Annotated in this window: 15 protein-coding genes; 12 read left to right on the top strand and 3 right to left on the bottom strand. The window is 68.5% G+C overall.

The window, feature by feature from the left end; genetic code table 11:
- Nucleotides 1-55: 55 nt before the first annotated feature.
- Nucleotides 56-613, bottom strand: coding sequence for a 16S rRNA (guanine(966)-N(2))-methyltransferase RsmD (rsmD, locus tag ACWEKS_RS34765; protein ID WP_354837829.1), 558 nt, complete (start codon nt 611-613; stop codon nt 56-58).
- The gene (locus ACWEKS_RS34760) at nt 610-4,014 is read right to left on the bottom strand and encodes a pyruvate carboxylase (protein ID WP_452344032.1); all 3,405 of its coding nucleotides are present in this window, start codon (nt 4,012-4,014) and stop codon (nt 610-612) included. Before ACWEKS_RS34760 ends, rsmD begins: the two co-directional genes overlap by 4 nt.
- Before the next feature lie 320 nt (nt 4,015-4,334).
- On the opposite strand from ACWEKS_RS34760, the gene ACWEKS_RS34755 reads away from it, so the two are divergent.
- From ACWEKS_RS34755 to ACWEKS_RS34730, 6 genes are all read left to right on the top strand, one after another.
- Nucleotides 4,335-5,534, top strand: a complete 1,200-nt coding sequence (locus tag ACWEKS_RS34755; protein WP_452344031.1) for a DUF7373 family lipoprotein — start codon at nt 4,335-4,337, stop codon at nt 5,532-5,534.
- A 4-nt stretch (nt 5,535-5,538) separates the two neighbouring features.
- The gene (locus tag ACWEKS_RS34750; protein WP_452344030.1) at nt 5,539-6,783 is read left to right on the top strand and encodes a DUF7373 family lipoprotein; all 1,245 of its coding nucleotides are present in this window, start codon (nt 5,539-5,541) and stop codon (nt 6,781-6,783) included.
- Nucleotides 6,780-7,979, top strand: coding sequence for a DUF7373 family lipoprotein (locus tag ACWEKS_RS34745; RefSeq protein WP_452344029.1), 1,200 nt, complete (start codon nt 6,780-6,782; stop codon nt 7,977-7,979). Before ACWEKS_RS34750 ends, ACWEKS_RS34745 begins: the two co-directional genes overlap by 4 nt.
- 73 nt (nt 7,980-8,052) lie before the next feature.
- Nucleotides 8,053-9,510, top strand: a complete 1,458-nt coding sequence (locus ACWEKS_RS34740; protein WP_452344028.1) for a serine/threonine-protein kinase — start codon at nt 8,053-8,055, stop codon at nt 9,508-9,510.
- 130 nt (nt 9,511-9,640) lie between these two features.
- Entirely contained in the window at nt 9,641-10,177 is a 537-nt protein-coding gene (locus tag ACWEKS_RS34735) for a hypothetical protein (protein WP_452344027.1), read from the top strand.
- Between the two features lie 40 nt (nt 10,178-10,217).
- Nucleotides 10,218-10,394 carry a DUF1737 domain-containing protein gene (locus ACWEKS_RS34730; protein ID WP_452344026.1) on the top strand — a complete coding sequence of 59 codons (177 nt, stop codon included), beginning with the start codon at nt 10,218-10,220 and terminating at the stop codon, nt 10,392-10,394.
- On the opposite strand, the gene ACWEKS_RS34725 is transcribed toward ACWEKS_RS34730, so the two are convergent.
- Nucleotides 10,357-11,274 (bottom strand): helix-turn-helix domain-containing protein, encoded by a 918-nt coding sequence (locus ACWEKS_RS34725; protein ID WP_452344025.1) that lies wholly within the window; start codon nt 11,272-11,274, stop codon nt 10,357-10,359. The genes ACWEKS_RS34730 and ACWEKS_RS34725 overlap by 38 nt on opposite strands.
- Nucleotides 11,275-11,371: 97 nt before the next feature.
- On the opposite strand from ACWEKS_RS34725, the gene ACWEKS_RS34720 reads away from it, so the two are divergent.
- The 6 genes from ACWEKS_RS34720 to ACWEKS_RS34695 all read left to right on the top strand — a co-directional run bounded on the left by ACWEKS_RS34720 (nt 11,372) and on the right by ACWEKS_RS34695 (nt 16,698).
- The gene (locus ACWEKS_RS34720) at nt 11,372-12,586 is read left to right on the top strand and encodes a DUF445 domain-containing protein (RefSeq protein ID WP_452344024.1); all 1,215 of its coding nucleotides are present in this window, start codon (nt 11,372-11,374) and stop codon (nt 12,584-12,586) included.
- Between the two features lie 217 nt (nt 12,587-12,803).
- Nucleotides 12,804-14,225, top strand: coding sequence for a short-chain fatty acyl-CoA regulator family protein (locus ACWEKS_RS34715; protein WP_452344023.1), 1,422 nt, complete (start codon nt 12,804-12,806; stop codon nt 14,223-14,225).
- Nucleotides 14,226-14,564: 339 nt separating this feature from the next.
- Complete coding sequence (locus tag ACWEKS_RS34710; RefSeq protein ID WP_452344022.1) at nt 14,565-14,990, top strand: hypothetical protein; 426 nt, start codon at nt 14,565-14,567, stop codon at nt 14,988-14,990.
- Nucleotides 14,966-15,337, top strand: a complete 372-nt coding sequence (locus tag ACWEKS_RS34705; RefSeq protein WP_452344021.1) for a hypothetical protein — start codon at nt 14,966-14,968, stop codon at nt 15,335-15,337. Before ACWEKS_RS34710 ends, ACWEKS_RS34705 begins: the two co-directional genes overlap by 25 nt.
- Before the next feature lie 323 nt (nt 15,338-15,660).
- Nucleotides 15,661-15,876: a DUF397 domain-containing protein gene (locus ACWEKS_RS34700; RefSeq protein ID WP_452344020.1), complete on the top strand. Its 216-nt coding sequence runs from the start codon at nt 15,661-15,663 to the stop codon at nt 15,874-15,876.
- Between the two features lie 96 nt (nt 15,877-15,972).
- Nucleotides 15,973-16,698, top strand: coding sequence for a hypothetical protein (locus tag ACWEKS_RS34695; RefSeq protein WP_452344019.1), 726 nt, complete (start codon nt 15,973-15,975; stop codon nt 16,696-16,698).
- Nucleotides 16,699-16,701 lie beyond the last annotated feature (3 nt).

Raw genomic sequence — 16,701 nt, 5'->3', positions numbered from 1 at the left:
CCGGTCTGTTCCTGTCGGTATTCAGACCGGCGGGAGCCGGGAAATCCGTCGGGTGTCAGCCCTCGAATTCAGCGAGATCGATGCGCGTCTCGCCGTAGGTGCGGGACTTCAGCGGTGCGTAGCCGTCGGGCCAGGACACCTCGGGCGAGCGGGTGGAGCGTTCGACGACGATGAGGGCGTCGTCGTGGAGCCAGCCGTTGGCGGCGAGGGCGCGCAGGTCGGCCTGCACGTCGGCGACGTCGAGGTCGTAGGGCGGGTCGGAGAAGACCAGGTCGTAGCGTTCCGGCGGCGCACCGGACAGGACGCTGGTGACAGAGTTCTGGCGCAGCTCCGCGCCCGGCAGCCCGAGGTCGCCGATATTGCCGCGAATGATGGCGGCGGCCTTGCGGTCCGCTTCGATGAGCAGCGCGTGCGAGGCGCCGCGGGAGAGCGCCTCCAGGGCCAGCGCCCCCGAGCCCGCGTAGAGGTCGAGGACGTGCAGGCCGTCGAAATCCATGCGGGCGTGCAGGAGGCTGAACAGCGCCTCGCGCACCCGATCGGAGGTGGGGCGGGTACCCGCCGGGGGGACGCGCAGGCGTCGGCCCCCGGCGGTACCCGCCACGATGCGGGTCATTCGGCGGCGGCCTCGGTGAGGCTCACGTCGACGAGCAGGTCGCCGCCCTCCACCTGCTGCACCTTGGCGATCGCCACCCGGCGGACCACGCCGGCGCGCGGGGCGGTGATGGCGGCCTCCATCTTCATGGCCTCGATGGTGCCGATGGTGTCGCCCGCCGCGACCGAATCGCCTTCGGAGACGGCCAGGGTCACCACGCCGGCGAAGGGCGCCGCGATGTGGCCGGCATTGGTCTTGTCGGCCTTCTCGGCGGCGGGGATCTCGCTGGCGATGGAGCGGTCGCGCACCGTGATGGGGCGCAGCTGCCCGTTGAGGATGCACATGACCGTGCGCATGCCGCGCTCGTCGGGCTCGGAGATGGCCTCCAGGCCGATGAGCAGGGTGACGCCCTTGTCGAGCTGGACGTGATGTTCTTCGTCGTGGCGCAGGCCGTAGAAGAACTGGTTGGCCGACAGCCCGGTGGTGTCGCCGAACTTCTCGCGGTGGGCGACGAATTCGGCGGTGGGACCGGGGAACAGCAGGCGGTTGAGGGTGGCCCGGCGCTCGGCCGAGGTCCCGTTCAGCCCGGCCTCGTCGGCCGCGGTCAGCTGGGTTTCCGGCTTGGCGGGCCCGCGGCCGGCGAGGGCGCGGCTGCGGAAGGGCTCGGGCCAGCCGCCGGCCGGCGTGCCGAGTTCGCCGCGCAGGAAGCCGATGACCGAGTCCGGGATGTCGTAGCGGCCCGGGTCGGCGGCGAAGTCCTCGACGTCGACGCCGGTGCCGACCAGTGCCAGCGCCAGGTCGCCGACCACCTTGGAGGACGGGGTGACCTTGACCAGCCGGCCCAGCATCCGGTCGGCCGCGGCGTATTTGGCCTCGACCTGCTCGAACTGGTCGCCCAGGCCGAGCGCGATGGCCTGCTGGCGCAGGTTCGACAGCTGGCCGCCTGGAATCTCGTGGTGGTAGACGCGGCCGGTCGGCCCCGGCAGCCCGGATTCGAAGGGCGCGTACACCTTTCGCAGCGCCTCCCAGTACGGCTCCAGATCGCACACGTTCTGCAGGTTCAGCCCGGTGTCGTGGGGCGAATTCGCCGCTGCCGCAACGATGGCCGAGAGCGCGGGCTGAGACGTGGTGCCCGCCATGGGCGCCGACGCGCCGTCGACGGCGTCCGCACCGGCCTGCCAGGCCGCCAGGTAGGTGGCCAGCTGGCCGCCCGGGGTGTCGTGGGTGTGCACGTGCACGGGCAGGTCGAACTCCCGGCGCAGCGCGGTGACCAGGGTGTGCGCGGCGGGCGCGCGCAGCAGTCCGGCCATGTCCTTGATGCCGATGACGTGCGCCCCGGCCTCGACGATCTGCTCGGCGAGCTTGAGGTAGTAGTCGAGGGTGTAGAGGTCCTCGCTCGGGTTCGACAGGTCGCCGGTGTAGCTGAGCGCGACTTCGGCCAGGGCCGTGCCGGTTTCGCGGACGGCGTCGATGGCCGGGCGCATCTGGTCGACATTGTTGAGCGCGTCGAAGATGCGGAAGATGTCGATGCCGGTGGCGGTGGCCTCGGAAACGAAAGCGCGCGTGACCTTTTCGGGGTACGGCGTGTAGCCGACGGTGTTGCGGCCGCGCAGCAGCATCTGCAGGTTGATGTTCGGCACCGCCTCGCGCAGCGCCGCGAGCCGCTCCCACGGGTCCTCGTAGAGGAAGCGCAGCGCCACGTCGTAGGTTGCGCCGCCCCAGCATTCGATGGACAGCAGCTCGGGCGTCATGCGCGCCACGTGCCCGGCCACATCGAGCAGGCCGTTGGTGCGGACCCGGGTGGCCAGCAGCGACTGGTGCGCGTCGCGGAAGGTGGTGTCGGTGACGGCCACCCCCTCGCGGTTGCGCAGCCACTGCGCGAAGCCCTCCGGTCCCAGCTCGAGCAGCCGCTGCCGGGAGCCGGGCGGGGGCGGCACGGTCATGTCGAGGGCGGGCAGCTTGTCGTGCGGGTACACCTTGGTCGGCCGCGAGCCGTGCGGCTTGTTCACGGTGACGTCGGCCAGGTACTGCAGGATCTTGGTGCCGCGGTCGGCCGAGCTCTTGAGGGTGAGCAGCTGCGGCCGCTCATCGATGAACGAGGTGGTCACCCGGCCCGCGCGGAAGTCCGGATCGTCCAGCACCGCGAGCAGGAACGGGATGTTGGTCGTCACGCCGCGGATGCGGAATTCGGCGACCGCGCGCCGGGCGCGCGCCACCGCGGTGGCGAAATCGCGCCCGCGGCAGGTGAGCTTGACCAGCATGGAATCGAAGTAGGCCCCGACCTCCGCGCCGACATTCGCGCCGCCGTCCAGGCGCACGCCCGCGCCGCCGGGCGAGCGGTAGCCGGTGATGCGGCCGGTGTCGGGCCGGAAGCCGTTGGCCGGGTCCTCGGTGGTGATGCGGCACTGCAGCGCCGCGCCGCGGATCTGGATGCCGTCCTGGCTCAGGCCCAGATCCGCCAGGGTCTCCCCGGCGGCGATGCGCAGCTGCGACTGCACCAGGTCGACATCGGTGATCTCCTCGGTCACCGTGTGCTCCACCTGGATTCGCGGGTTCATCTCGATGAACACGTGATTGCCGCGCTCGTCGAGCAGGAATTCCACGGTGCCCGCGCAGGAGTAACCGATCTGGCGGGCGAAGGCCACCGCGTCGGCGCAAATGCGGTCGCGGAGTTCGGGATCCAGATTCGGGGCGGGGGCGAGCTCGATCACCTTCTGGTGGCGGCGCTGCAGCGAGCAGTCGCGCTCGAAGAGGTGGATGACATCGCCCTGCTGGTCGGCCAGGATCTGCACCTCGATGTGGCGGGGGTTGACCACCGCCTGCTCGAGGAACACGGTCGCGTCGCCGAATGCGGATTCGGCCTCGCGCGCGGCGGCCTCGATGGATTCGCGCAGCTGGGCCGGATCGGTGACTCGCCGCATGCCGCGCCCGCCGCCGCCGGCCACGGCCTTGACGAACAGCGGGAACTCCATGGACTCCGCGGCGGTCATGAGCGCGTCCACATCGGCGGACGGTTCGCTCGAGCGCAGCACCGGCAGTCCGGCGGCCTTGGCGGCGGCGATGGCGCGCGCCTTGTTACCGGTCAGTTCGAGGACCTGCGCGGACGGGCCGATGAAGGTGATGCCCTCGCGGGCGCAGGCGGCGGCCAGGTCCGGGTTCTCCGACAGGAAGCCGTAGCCCGGGTAGATGGCGTCCGCACCGGCGCTCTTGGCGGCCTTGATGATCTCCTCGATCGACAGGTACGCCCGCACGGGGTGGCCGGGCTCACCGATCTGGTAGGCCTCGTCGGCCTTGAGCCGGTGCACGGAGTTGCGGTCCTCGTACGGGAAAACCGCGACGGTACCGATGCCGAGTTCGTAGGCCGCGCGGAAGGCGCGAATGGCGATCTCGCCGCGGTTGGCGACCAGGACTTTGGAGAACATGGGTAGAAGGTACCTGCCCGGGGATACGGATCGGGCATCGAAGTCCCGTTCGGTGCAATCTTCACAGGACGGACCTCCCGCTTGCGAATTTGTGTTAATCACCGCGATACATCCCAGTCGGTGAGGGTTGCGGCGCTCCGACCACGGAATTCGCCGTCATGCTAAGGATTGCGCCCCCGCGGCCCAACGCGGCGCGGGCGCGCGCCGAGACATCCCGGTGCCCGGATTGCCGCGCGATCGTGTCCGAGACCACACCGCCGGCCGCCAAAGCCGCGCGAGAAGACTTGCGCGCCGGTAACATCCGGCGCGAGGAGGGGACGGTGAGATCGTTCGCGTCGCGCGCGCCGCTGCTGTGCGGTGTCGCGGTCGTGCTCGCCGCCGCGACCGGTTGTACCACCAGCGTTTCCGGGCAACCGGTGCGGCAGCAGACCGATCCGGCCGGCCTCGAGGTCGGCAACTATCAGATCTTGCCGCGTGTGGTGGGAAATGCCAAGACCGACAAGCAATCCCGCATCCGCGAGTCACAGCGGCTGTCGGACTACGTGGCACTGCCGTTCGAGGCCGACCGGGACTACGCCTACGAGTGCTCCAACGACGTCCGCCCGCACATCGTCACCAATCACAAGGGCCTGGGCGACATCCTCATCAACGACACCTTCGACGAGGTCGCCCACGATCTGCGCGGCGGCTGGGTCGATACCTGGTGCACCGGATCCGATTCCGACGACACGCACCGCAGGCTGAGCATCGCGGTGCTGGAGCTGCCGGACGCCGGGCGCGCCGCGGCCGCCGGCCCCGCGCTCGAACACGACGACTTCACCTACAACATCGACAACCGCGCCGTCACCCTGCCGAAATACCCTGACAGCAAGGCGCATTGGCGGCCGAACGTGGCCTCGATCGGCTCCTGGACCGTGCACGACCGCTACGTGGTGTTCATCAAGGTGGTCGACGAGCTGGCCGCCGCACCGGATCTGGCCGACCTGACCGCCCGTACCGAACGGATGCTGGACGTGGCGCTACCGCTGCTGGACCGGTTCCAGCCCACACCCGCGGACCGGTTCGAGCACCTGCCGCTCGATCCGGACGGCATTCTCGGCCGCACCCTGCCGACGAATCCCGAAGAGCCCATGCGGCCGGATCCGGACGGGGTGTACACGGGCCGCGGCGCGCTGCAGAGCCTGACCGACAACGACCTCGATTTCCTCACGGTCGGCGACATCGACCTGGTCGGCTACGGCGACGCGCTGGTGTTCCACAGCCGGACCGGGACGGCGGCCCGCGCGCTGTGGGACCGGTGGAATCCGTCCACGGACACCTCCGGCGATCGCCGGAGCATCGCTCCGCCGCCGGGTTTCCCCGGCGACATCGGCTGTTTCGCTGTGCTGGACCACGGAAATGTGGTCGCCAACCAGTGCAACTTCCACGTGGACCGGTACACCGTGCAGGTCGGCGCCATGAACGTGCCGGAGCTGTATCAGAAGACCTCGGCCGAGTACGTGCTGGTGACGAGCAGGTGACGGCGTGAGGCGAATCCGCGAATTCCGCAGGCCGCGAATGGCTTTGGTGGTCGTGACGGTGGTCACGGCAGTCCTGGCGTTCGGCATCGCGGTGGCGTCGTCGACGGTTCCGGGTCGACCGATCCCCGGCATGACACCGGCCGACTTCTCGAAACTCATTGTCGGACCGTATCCTTCGGCCCCGATCGAGTACGCCCCGACGTACTCGGTCGCCACCGACGCGTACCAGATCGAGTCGCGCCGCATGATGACCTATCTGGTCGGACCGGACGAAATCGATCCCGATGTCACGTATCTGGGCGGAGCCCGGGTGCTGGACACCTCCGACGCGAACTTCGACGACACCGACGGGCCCTTCCCCAAGGCCTGGCAGGCGGTCGCCCAGCACAATCGCATGATCGCGGGCGCGTATATCTGGCGCAACAACAACAGCGTCCGGGCGCGCAAGCACATCACGCTGGCGGTCATGCGGTTTCCGACCGAGCAGGCCGCCCGGGACGCGATCGACGGGTTCGCCGATGCGCTGGCCGCCCCTGGGCTGCACCCGATTCCGATCGACGGCGTCGACGCGCGGGCCTCGTCGATCACCGATGCCAAGGGCCAGGTCTTCGCGGTGCACGGCGTGTACGGGATCGTCGGCCACGCCGTGATCCCGCAGGCCGATCCGGCCGCGCTGGGGGTGCGACTGCGGGCCATGGTGCAGGCGCAGCTCGCCCGGATGGCCGATCTGACACCGACGCCGCTGGAGGACCTCCCCGATCTGCCGATCAACCCCGACAACATCCTGGGATTGACGCTGCCGAACAAGTACGACACCTCCGACGCCGACCAGTTCGGATGGAATTACGGCGGTGTCTACACCCCGGCGGGCGCCCTGCACTACGAACGCGACGGCGCCGCCGCCCGCACGGCATTCGCCGCGGCCGGAGTGGATCTGGTCGCCCGCAATGCCGCGACCGTCTACCGCACCCGGGACCTGGCGGCCGCCTTCGGTTTACAGGCCGCGCTGACCACCCTGGGCCGCGACGACGACGAATTCCCCAATCCGCCCGGCATCACCGACGCACACTGCATCCAGCTCGATGAACCCGAGCCGATTCGCCAGTACACCTACCTCTGCGCGGTCGTGTACGGCCGGTACGTCGCGGTGATCGGGGCGGAGGCGCGGTTCAGCGGCGGCGCACCGGCCTCGTTCCCGCAACGGGTGTCGGCGCAGTATTCGATGCTGGCCAAGAGCGGACGGTCATGACCACCGCGCGCGCCGGCACCCTGCCCGGCCGCCTGGCCCTGCTGGCATTGGCGGCCGTCCTCGCGGCGTCGTGCGGCTCGGACCATCGCGATCCCGCGACACCCGTCTCGAAGGCCGCGATCGTCGATGCCTCCCAGCTGGATCCGGGCAACTACCCGGTCGTACCGCGCACGATCACCAGTCAGAAGCCCGACATCACGGTGGGCGATCTGCTGCAGGAGTCGATCCGGATGGCCGAGCACGTGCCGCTGGCGCTGGATATCGACAACCGCCTGGTGTTCAACAATTCCGCACGGGCGATCACGGCGGACTACCCGCCGATCAGCATCGACAATTTCAATGACAAAGCGCCGGGCCTGATCTCGGGCTGGGAGTCGGGCGGGCGGCATCGGTCCGACACCACGCTCGGGCTGAACGTGGACATCACGGTGCTGCGGTTCGCGAAGCCCGAGCAGGCCACGGCGGCCGGGAATTTCCTTGCCGGACTGGCCAGTCCGGATTATCCGGACAAGGGGCCGCTACAGATTCCCGGGTACCCCACCGCCAAGGCGGCGCTGACCTCGCTCGAATGGGTGAAGGCCACCTACGCGCGGGACGACTACCTCTACTGGCTCTACATCGAGGACGACCTCACGGTGCCCGACGGTCCGGGGACTCTGCTGGACACGGCGAAACTGGTGCTGGACAAGACGATCGAGGCCATGCGGGACTACCGGCCCACCCCGCTGGATCAGCTCGCCGGGCTGGCCGCCGATCCCGAGGATCTGCTCGGCCGCACCCTGCCGCCGGGCAAGGGCCAGATCTGGGCGACCGAGGGACTGTACGGTCCGCACGCCGCCCTGACCCTCGACGATCGGCCGGCGGCCACCCGGCGCGCCTTCGACGAGGCCGGGGTGGACCTGGTGGCACACGCGCTCTCCGGCGTCTACCGGGCCCGGGACGCGGCCGGCGCGCAGCGGCTCACCGGCGCCTTCGTGGACGAGCTGGGCGACCGGTACCAGCCCATCGACCCGCCGCCCGGCCTGGCGACCGCCCGGTGCCTGCAGCTGAAGGACGAGAAGAACGCCGCCGGAGCGAAATTCATGTGCTATCTGCCCTACGACCACTTTGTCGCCGAGGTGTTCGCCGACCAGTCCCAGGATCTGCGCCAACGACTTTCGGCGCAGTACGAGCTACTGGCCTACGGGCACATCTGATGCCGGGCCGGGCGTGACGATCGTTGCTACATTCGTAAGGTCGGGATCCCGGCAGTGCTGAGGGAGGATGTCCATGCCGTTGCGGCCGGGCACGATCGTGGGCGGCCACCGGGTGATCCGAGTGCTCGGCAGTGGCGGCATGGGCACCGTGTATCTGGTGCAGGATCCGATGTTCCCGCGGCGGCTGGACGCGCTGAAGGTGCTCAGCGCCGATCTGTCCCACGACGAGCACTACCGGGCGCGGTTCGAGCGCGAGGCGAATCTCGCGGCGGAACTGGATCATCCGAACATCGTCACGGTCTACGCGCGCGGCGAGGAGGACGGCCGGCTGTGGATCGCCATGCAGTACGTGCCCGGCACCGACGCCGCCGTGGAATTGAAGAAGAACCCCGCCGGGATGGCGCCGCAGCGGGCACTGCGCATCATCACCGAGGTCGGCAAGGCCCTCGACCACGCGCACCGGCGCGGGCTGCTGCACCGGGATGTGAAGCCCGCGAACTTCCTGCTCGCGCCGGGTGAACCGGACGCCGAGCCCGGCGGCGAGGAGCGGGTGCTGCTCACCGATTTCGGTGTGGCCAAATCGATTACCGACGGCCGCGAGCTCACCGCCACCGACAGCCTGATGGCGACGCTGGCCTACGCGCCGCCCGAACGCCTGGTCGCCGGGCCGCTCGACCATCGCGGCGACATCTACAGCCTGGGCTGCGCGTTCGTGAAGCTGCTCACCGGCCGCACCCCGTTCCCGGTGACATCCCTGGCCCAGGCCACCCTGGGTCACCTCCAGGAGCCGCCGCCCGCGCTGAGCCGGCTGCGCCCGGATCTGCCGCCGGCGCTGGACGCGGTCATCGCCAAGGTGCTGGCCAAGGATCCGGACCACCGCTACGCCACCTGCCACGATTTCACCCATGACGCGGCGCTGGCACTGCAGGGCCGGATGCCGTCCGCCGCACCGGTCGTCCCCGAGCCGCGCCGACGGCGCCGGCTCGCTCCGGCCATCGCGGCAATCGTTGTGCTGCTCGGCATCTCGGGTGTCACCGCCTTCCTGGCCGCCAACCACGAGTCCGGCGGCTCGACCGGCGCGACCACCACCGTGCACACCGATGCGCTGGATCAGGTTCGCTCCGCCCACCCCACCTTCCAGAACAAGACCGCCGCCGCGTTCAACTTCGGCGACGGCAGCCTCTCCGCCGACCTGGACACCAGCGATCAGGCGAAGTTCCTGGTGGACATCGGCTTTCGCTACAGCACCGACTACCGCGCCCAGCCCGGCGAGGCGTCGCCGCGCCCACTGTCCCCCTCCGACGTCTCGGTCCCCGACGTCGACATCGTGATCGTCGTGCGTACCGACCGGCAGGCGGGCAACGGCGGCCTGCGCGGCCTGCCCAGCAGCTTCCTCTCCTCCAGCCTCTCCCACGCCAGGCTGGTGATCGTCGACGATCCCGCCACCGTCCAGTCCTTCCAGACCTGGACCGACCGCTCCCCCGACGTCCTGGTCCAGAAGGTCGTGCCCGCGATCGTGAAGGTGCTCTGACCGTGCCCGGTCGACGTCCTCCGCGTCGAGAGTTGTTGTGGCGCTTGATGGGCGGCCCGGCGCACTTGCGCCAGCGCGGTTGGCCGGACCCGCCGGTCCTGTTACGCTGCGGCCCGGACAGGAGGTCGAGGTGATCGGAAAGCAGTGGGGGGTCCGGTGCCTGCCGGTCGTGGCCGTGCTGGCGCTGGCGGGATGCGGATCGTCCCCGGCAACCCAAATCGGTCCCGCCGCAACGACTTCCGCGCATTCGAACCGGGATCTGTGCACGCGGATGATCGACTTCTTCCACAACACGCTCGGCATTCCCGAGGTGCAGGTGGCCGAACTCAGCCAGGGCACGATCGACGCTTCGATCGACACCACCGGATCCTGCTACCTGAACCTGCAGCGCCGTGCCCCCTACGTGGCGTGGCTGACGGTCCGCAATATGCGCAAGCCGGACCACACCGACCCGATCGGCGCCCGCTACCAGCGCCTGGACGGTTTCGGTGAGGACGTCTGGCGCACCCCCGACGACAGCTACCTGACCCGGGTCGGCACCTGGGAAGGGATGCTGGCGATCGATGACAAGATCGCCGCGACGAGCTCGGTCCCACTGAAGATGACGGACCAGAAGGTCCAGGACACCATTCAATTCCTCATCGCGACCACCCGCGACATGCAATAGCGCCCGCCCCTCCGGAATCCGCCGTCCCTAGGCTGGCGTCATGACCGAGCAACCGCGACTGCGCTATCGACTGATCACCGGTCCCGACGACGCGACCTTCTGCGAGCGGATCAGCGCACTGCTGGACGAGGGGTATCGATTGCACGGATCACCGGCGGTGACATTCAACGGCACCGCGGTCATCGCCGCGCAGGCGGTGGTGTGGGGCGATGACTGACGGGCTCGAGCCCGTCGCCGATTCGGCGGGCGGCCGCGGACAATTCCGTGAGGTAGTGGCGGCGTTCGGTACGGGTGACGTCCTCGCGCAGGGGGCCGATCTGTAATTCCATGACCGCGTGGCCGCCGCCGTCGAAAACCGGGGCACTCATGTAACTGAGCGGCAGTGTCGCGTCGCTGTCGAAGGTCTGCTGGTCGTAGGCACTGCCGCCGAAGGTCGCCAGCTGTGCCAGCACCTTGCCCTGCAGCTCCGTGTTTCCCGGATGTTCGGCGAGGTGGTCGGCGACCTCGGAGAGCACCCGGACTCCCGGGAGGCTGTCGCGTTCCAACCGCCAGGCACAGTAGCCTGCGGTGCGCAGGGTATCGAGGACGGCGCGATATTCGTCACGTCGCTCGGCCCCGCGGGTGTCGATCCAATCCCGTTGGCGCGCCGCGCCGGTGTGGGCGATGATCGCGGCCCCGGCCGGCGCGAGCAGCGGAATCCGTACGCCGGACTCCATTCCCACGGTGAGGCGGTCGCGGGTGACGGCGACGAACTTCAGATGGCCGCCGCTGAGCGCGGTCAGCGCCGCACCACAGTCGACGCGATCGGCCAGCCGCGCCAATTCCCGGTCCAGCCAGGCGCGATCGCGCTGCCCCAGCGCGGCGCGCGCCCCGACCGCGGCGAGCCGCTCGCCGAGTTCATAGCGCAGATCGGGCCGCCGGCGCACCCAGCCACCTTCGGCGAGCGCGGCCAGGATCGCTCCGGTGGTGGAGCGGTTCAGGTCCAGGCTGTCGGCGATCTCGGCGGAGGTGAGCGAGTCGTCCTGGGCGGCCAGCAGTTCCACGATGGAGATCACGCGCTGGGTGGGCGGTGAGCTCTCGGTCTTGCCAGTGGGCACGCGGGTCTCCTAGCCTGAGCCGCGGCACAAATAGCCGTACGGCTGAATACGAATAATTGCACCGAGGAGCAGGCATGGCAACCACCGGGGTGAAGGGTTGATCGCGGATTTCGCCGACCACTGGCTGCTGTACTGCTCCATCCCGCTCGTCGCCGCCCTCATCGGCTGGGTGACCAAGATCGTCGCTGTGCAGATGCTGATGTATCCGCTCGAATTCAAGGGCATCCCACCGTGGCTGGGCTGGCAGGGCGTCATTCCACGCTCCGCGCCGCGCATGGCGACCATCGCGGTGGATCTCATGTTCGGCAAGCTCATCGATCCGCAGGACATCATCGCCCGCATCGATGTCGCCGAGCTGACCACGCGGCTGCGCGAACCCCTCGACGCCGGTGTCGATTACATGGTCCGCGCCATGATGATGAAGCATCAGCCCCGGCTCTGGGTGAACATGCCCGACGCCGCCCAGCGTGCCATCATCGAACGCGCGCAACGGGATCTGCCGCAGCTGATCGAGGACATCGTCTACGACCTGCGCACCAATATCGACCAGGTGATGGATCTGCGCGGCATGGCCATCAGCGCGCTGGTGGACGACAAGTCGCTGCTGGTGGAGATGGTGCGCCGGGTGGGCCGCAACGAGCTGCGCTTCATCGTGCGCTCGGGCCTGATCTTCGGCACGGTGCTGGGCTTCGTGCAGATGATCACCTGGGCGCTCACCCACTCCCCGCTGCTCATGCCCGCTTTCGGCGGTTTCACCGGATTGATCACCGACTGGCTGGCGCTGCAGATGATCTTCCGTCCGATCCGTCCGGTCGGTATCGGACCGTTCAAGTGGCAGGGCCTGTTCCACAAGCGCCGGGAGCAGGTCTGCACCGACTACGGCGATCTCATCGCCACCGAGATCCTCACCCCCGCACGCATTCTCGAGGCGGTCCTCAATGGCGAGCGTGCCGACCGGTTGGCCTCTCTGCTGAGCCGGCGCGTCAGCGAGTTCCTCGAACTACAGACCGGCCCGGCCCGGCCGCTCATGATGATGGTCGCCCGCGACAGCTACACCGCCCTGGAACGCGACGCGGTCACCTTCGTGCTCGATCACGTCAAGGCCGCCGCGCACTCCGGTTTCGATCAGCACGCCATCGAGGCCCTGGATGTGCGCAACCTCGTCATCGAGAAGACGAAGCAACTCACCGACAACGAGTACGAGGGCCTGCTGCGCCCGGCGTTCAAACAGGACGAATGGAAGCTGGTGGCCATCGGCGCGGTGCTCGGGTTCCTGGTCGGCGAACTCCAGGTTCACCTGATTCTGGGGTGAGCCCGCTGATTTCGGCGTACATTCCGGACCTCGTTCCCCGGCGGCAGCGTCGGGTTGGTCGTACGATGGGGACTCGCGCGCAAAACCGCTCGTAGCATCGAATTCGCATGCTACGCAGGCCGTCCGCCATGGCGAAATGCCACGCAGGGTCGGCGAAGTTGCGGCGAGTCTCCTCAAATTGCGATGTTTGCGAAGCCGAATCGGTACCATCCTGCACGTGCGCAAGATGTATGCGGGCGCCCGACTACGGCGGTTGCGCGAGGAACGGCGGATGACCCAGGCGGCCTTGGCCAAATCCCTGGACCTGTCCCCCAGCTACCTCAACCAGCTCGAACGTGATCAGCGACCGCTCACCATTCCCGTGCTGCTGAAACTGAATTCCACCTTCGACCTCGATGTGCAGTTCTTCGCCGCGGACTCCGACGCGCGACTGGTCTCGGACCTGCACGAGATCCTGGTGGAGGCCGCGGGCGGCAATACCGCGCCGGTGGCCGAGGTCGAGGACCTGGCCACCCGCATGCCCGAGGTCGCGAAAATCGTTGTGGCCATGCACCGCCGACTACGTGCCGCGACCGACCAGTTGGATCTCTTGTCCTCCAAGGTGGCCACCCCTACCGGCGCACCCGGCGTCCCCATGCCCTACGAGGACGTGCGCGACTTCTTCTACGATCACCACAACCACATCGCCCAGCTGGATCTCGCGGCCGAGCGGTTGTTCGAGGAGAGCGGGCTCACCATCGGCTCCCTCGACCGGCAGCTGGCCCGGGTCGCGGAGGAACGCGCCGGGGTCACCGTCCTGGTCCGCGGCGACGGCGCCGATCCGAACATCCCCAAACGCCACTACGAGCCCGAGACCCGCACCCTCACCCTGGCCCGGCGGCTGCGGCCCGGGCAGCGCGCCTTCCAGATCGCCACCACCCTGGCCTTCCTGCTGCACGGCGGCCTGCTCGACGAGGTTCTCGACGAAAGTCCCGCGCTCACCGGCGAATCCCGCACCCTGGCCCGGATCGGGCTGGCCAACTACTTCGCCGGCGCGCTCGTCCTGCCGTACAGCAAGTTCCTGCGCTCGGCCGAGGAGCTGCACTACGACATCGACCTGCTGAGCCTGCGCTTCGAGGTCGGCTTCGAGACCGTCTGCCATCGGCTCAGCACCCTGCAGCGGCAGGGCCAGCGCGGGGTGCCGTTCTTCCTGATCCGCACCGATCGCGCGGGCAATATCTCGAAACGCCAGTCCGCCACCGCCTTCCACTTCTCCCGGGTGGGTGGCAGCTGCCCGCTGTGGGTGGTGCACGAGGCGTTCAATCATCCCGGCCGCATGCTGTCCCAGATCGCCGCCATGCCCGACGGGCGGCGCTACCTGTGGGTGGCCCGCACCACCGCGCCCACCCCGACCGGATTCGGCACGGCCGGAAAGGAATTCGCCATCGGGCTGGGCTGCGACATCGAATACGCCGACCGGCTGGTGTATTCGCGCAGCCTGGAGCTGGATGATCCGGCCGCGGCCGCGCCCATCGGCGCGGGCTGCAAGGTGTGCGAGCGCCCCGGCTGCGCCCAGCGCGCCTTCCCGCAGATCGGGCGGCCGCTGGCGATCAGCGAGCACACCAGTTCGGATCTGCCGTATCCCCGTCTGCCCCGCTGAGATTCCCGCATACCGCGCCGAGCGCCCGCCCGGCTACCGCCGAGTTCCCCGGTAGCACCGCGCCTTCCGATGCCCTCGGCGGGCCGGTGTCCGTCGCGCACCCATCGTCGCTGGTGAAAGCCCTGACGCTGCTCAGCAACTCCTTTATCCATTGTGGATATCCACTCTGCCCCATCGCATTAAATACCAAAAGGTATTGAATACTGTCTAGCATTCTTTATTTCGAACCCGGGAGAATGATGAGTTACTCGGATTGATCCGGCGTTTGCCACCCATCACGAGCAGATCATGTGTAGCGTCTGGATTTGCTGGAAGTCTCTCCTGAAAAACGGTGGCGCAGTGGTCGGTATCGACGGATGCCTCAAACGCATCATGGACATTCCCGGTGCATGCAGCGTAACCCTGGTAGACGGCGCGAGCGGCCTGGCCATTGCCGCGGCTGGGCGCCACGATGCGGTCGATCAACACGAAGATGCCGCTGCCGCAACCGATGTCGTGCGCTCCGTACTCACCTCCCCGGCACTCGTCACCGGCCGCACCGGCGACGACATCACCGAGATCATCGTCTGCGGAACCCAGGGATATCACCTGCTGAATTTGATCGACGGCGATTTCGACGGACGGCTTTTCGTGCACATCTTCTTCGACGGCGACACCGGCAATCTCGCCATGGCGCGTTACCGGCTGCGGGCAATTCTCGCCGAATTTGCCGAGGACGATCATGGACAAAAGGAAAACCCATGTCCAACATGGATATCGCACTGAAGGACATGATGGTGATCGACGGCGCCATCGGCGCGGCCGTGGTCGACTACAACAGCGGCATGGCGCTCGGCATGCTCGGCAGCTCCAAGGCGCTGGATCTCCAGGTCGCCGCGGCCGGCAATACCGAGGTGGTCAGAGCCAAGATGCGGACCATCGATCAACTGGGCATCAAAGAGGACATCGAGGACATCCTCATCACGCTCAGCGGCCAGTACCACGTCATCCGGCCGATGACCGGCCGTAAATCCAAGGGCCTGTTCCTCTATCTCGCCCTGGACCGCGGCCGCGCCAACCTGGCCATGGCCCGCCACCGCCTCGAGGGCATCGAGGAGGACCTCGAAGTGTGAGAATCCGCCCGGCAGCATCCCTGTTCGCCCGTACGGACGGCATCGCCGAATTCCGTACGGGCGAACGTGTCTGTACCCGTGCCGAGCCGTCGATCTTGAATCCCCATGACGGGTCACCGATTTGCAATCGATCGGGCGCGCACCCAGCGGCTACCCGGTAGTGTGAACGCCGTCGAACAATCGGTCATCCGGCCGTCTCCGGACCCCGTGTTCGCATTCGTTCAGCCGATGCCAGACGGCGCTGTCCCGCATCGTGGACCCCGGCTGCTCTTCCTCGCCTCGCGTCCGACCCGACCTGTGAAAGGACGAAAGGAACCGCCCCCATGATCACCCAGGCAGATCTGCCCGCAGGACTTCAACTGCGGACGGCCGGCGGCCCTCGAGGCAGCTGCGTCCAGGTCGGCTACTGGCCCGGCCGCGGCATCGTGGTCGCGCACAGCAAGGAAGGCAGCAACGGCGCGGTGCTGCTCTTCACTGTCCGGGAGTGGGAAGCCTTCATCCAGGGCGTGAAGGCCGACGAATTCCCCGCCGCCGGCTGACTTTCCGGACGCCCGCACCCACCCGTCCGCCATCATTACCCGAGACCGGCCGGTCCCGCGGAATGCGACGGCGGGGGTGGGAACGGGTTAGGTTCGGTGGCTGTGGCGTTCGAATACCGGGTTGGCGACATCCTCGAGCTGTCCTGTCCGTTCACCGCGGCGCGGGTAACCGAGGTGACGGCGAACGACGTCTTCGTCGAATGGCCGTGGTGGGCCGTGGATCCGGCGAGCGACGGAGTGCGGTGGAACGGCGTGGTGGCGGTGGCGGCCGGGCCGGACACGCCCGGATGGGAACGGGAAGTGTTCCGGATCCAGCCCGCCGCCGGGGAACTCGCTGCCGAGGCCGACTGCCGCATCGGGATTCCGCCGACCGTCGTCCACGTCGTCGCCGTGCGGCACTTCGATCCACCGCGGGTGACGGGGTGGCTGCCGCGGCCGCGGCGGGAGGTCGCCTACCTGCGCGCGGGACAGTCCTTCGATCCGGAGCTCGACGATCAGGGCGCCGCGTTCGACCCCGAGGACGACATCCCCCGGCGCGTCGAATTACGGTTCCGCCCATACGCCTTCCTGGAGATCGGCGACGAAGTCGCCGACGCCGGCGGGCGCGCGTGGCGCTTCGACGGACCCTGGACCTGGCAGCCGTTCGACGGGGCCGAACCCGGCCGCCCCACCTGGCCGCTGCTGCTGCTCACCCGCGACGGCGACAGCGATGACGCGGCCGCGGTCGACGTCACCGAGGCCACGCTCATGGGTTCGCACGACGAAGAACTCGCCCGGTGGAACGAACTGGCGCAGCTGACCCCGGAGCCCACGGACGGCTGAGCC

Source organism: Nocardia sp. NPDC004711, from assembly GCF_053601595.1.
Note: the sequence above shows the minus strand (reverse complement) of the source record. Positions and strands in the feature narration are given on the sequence as shown.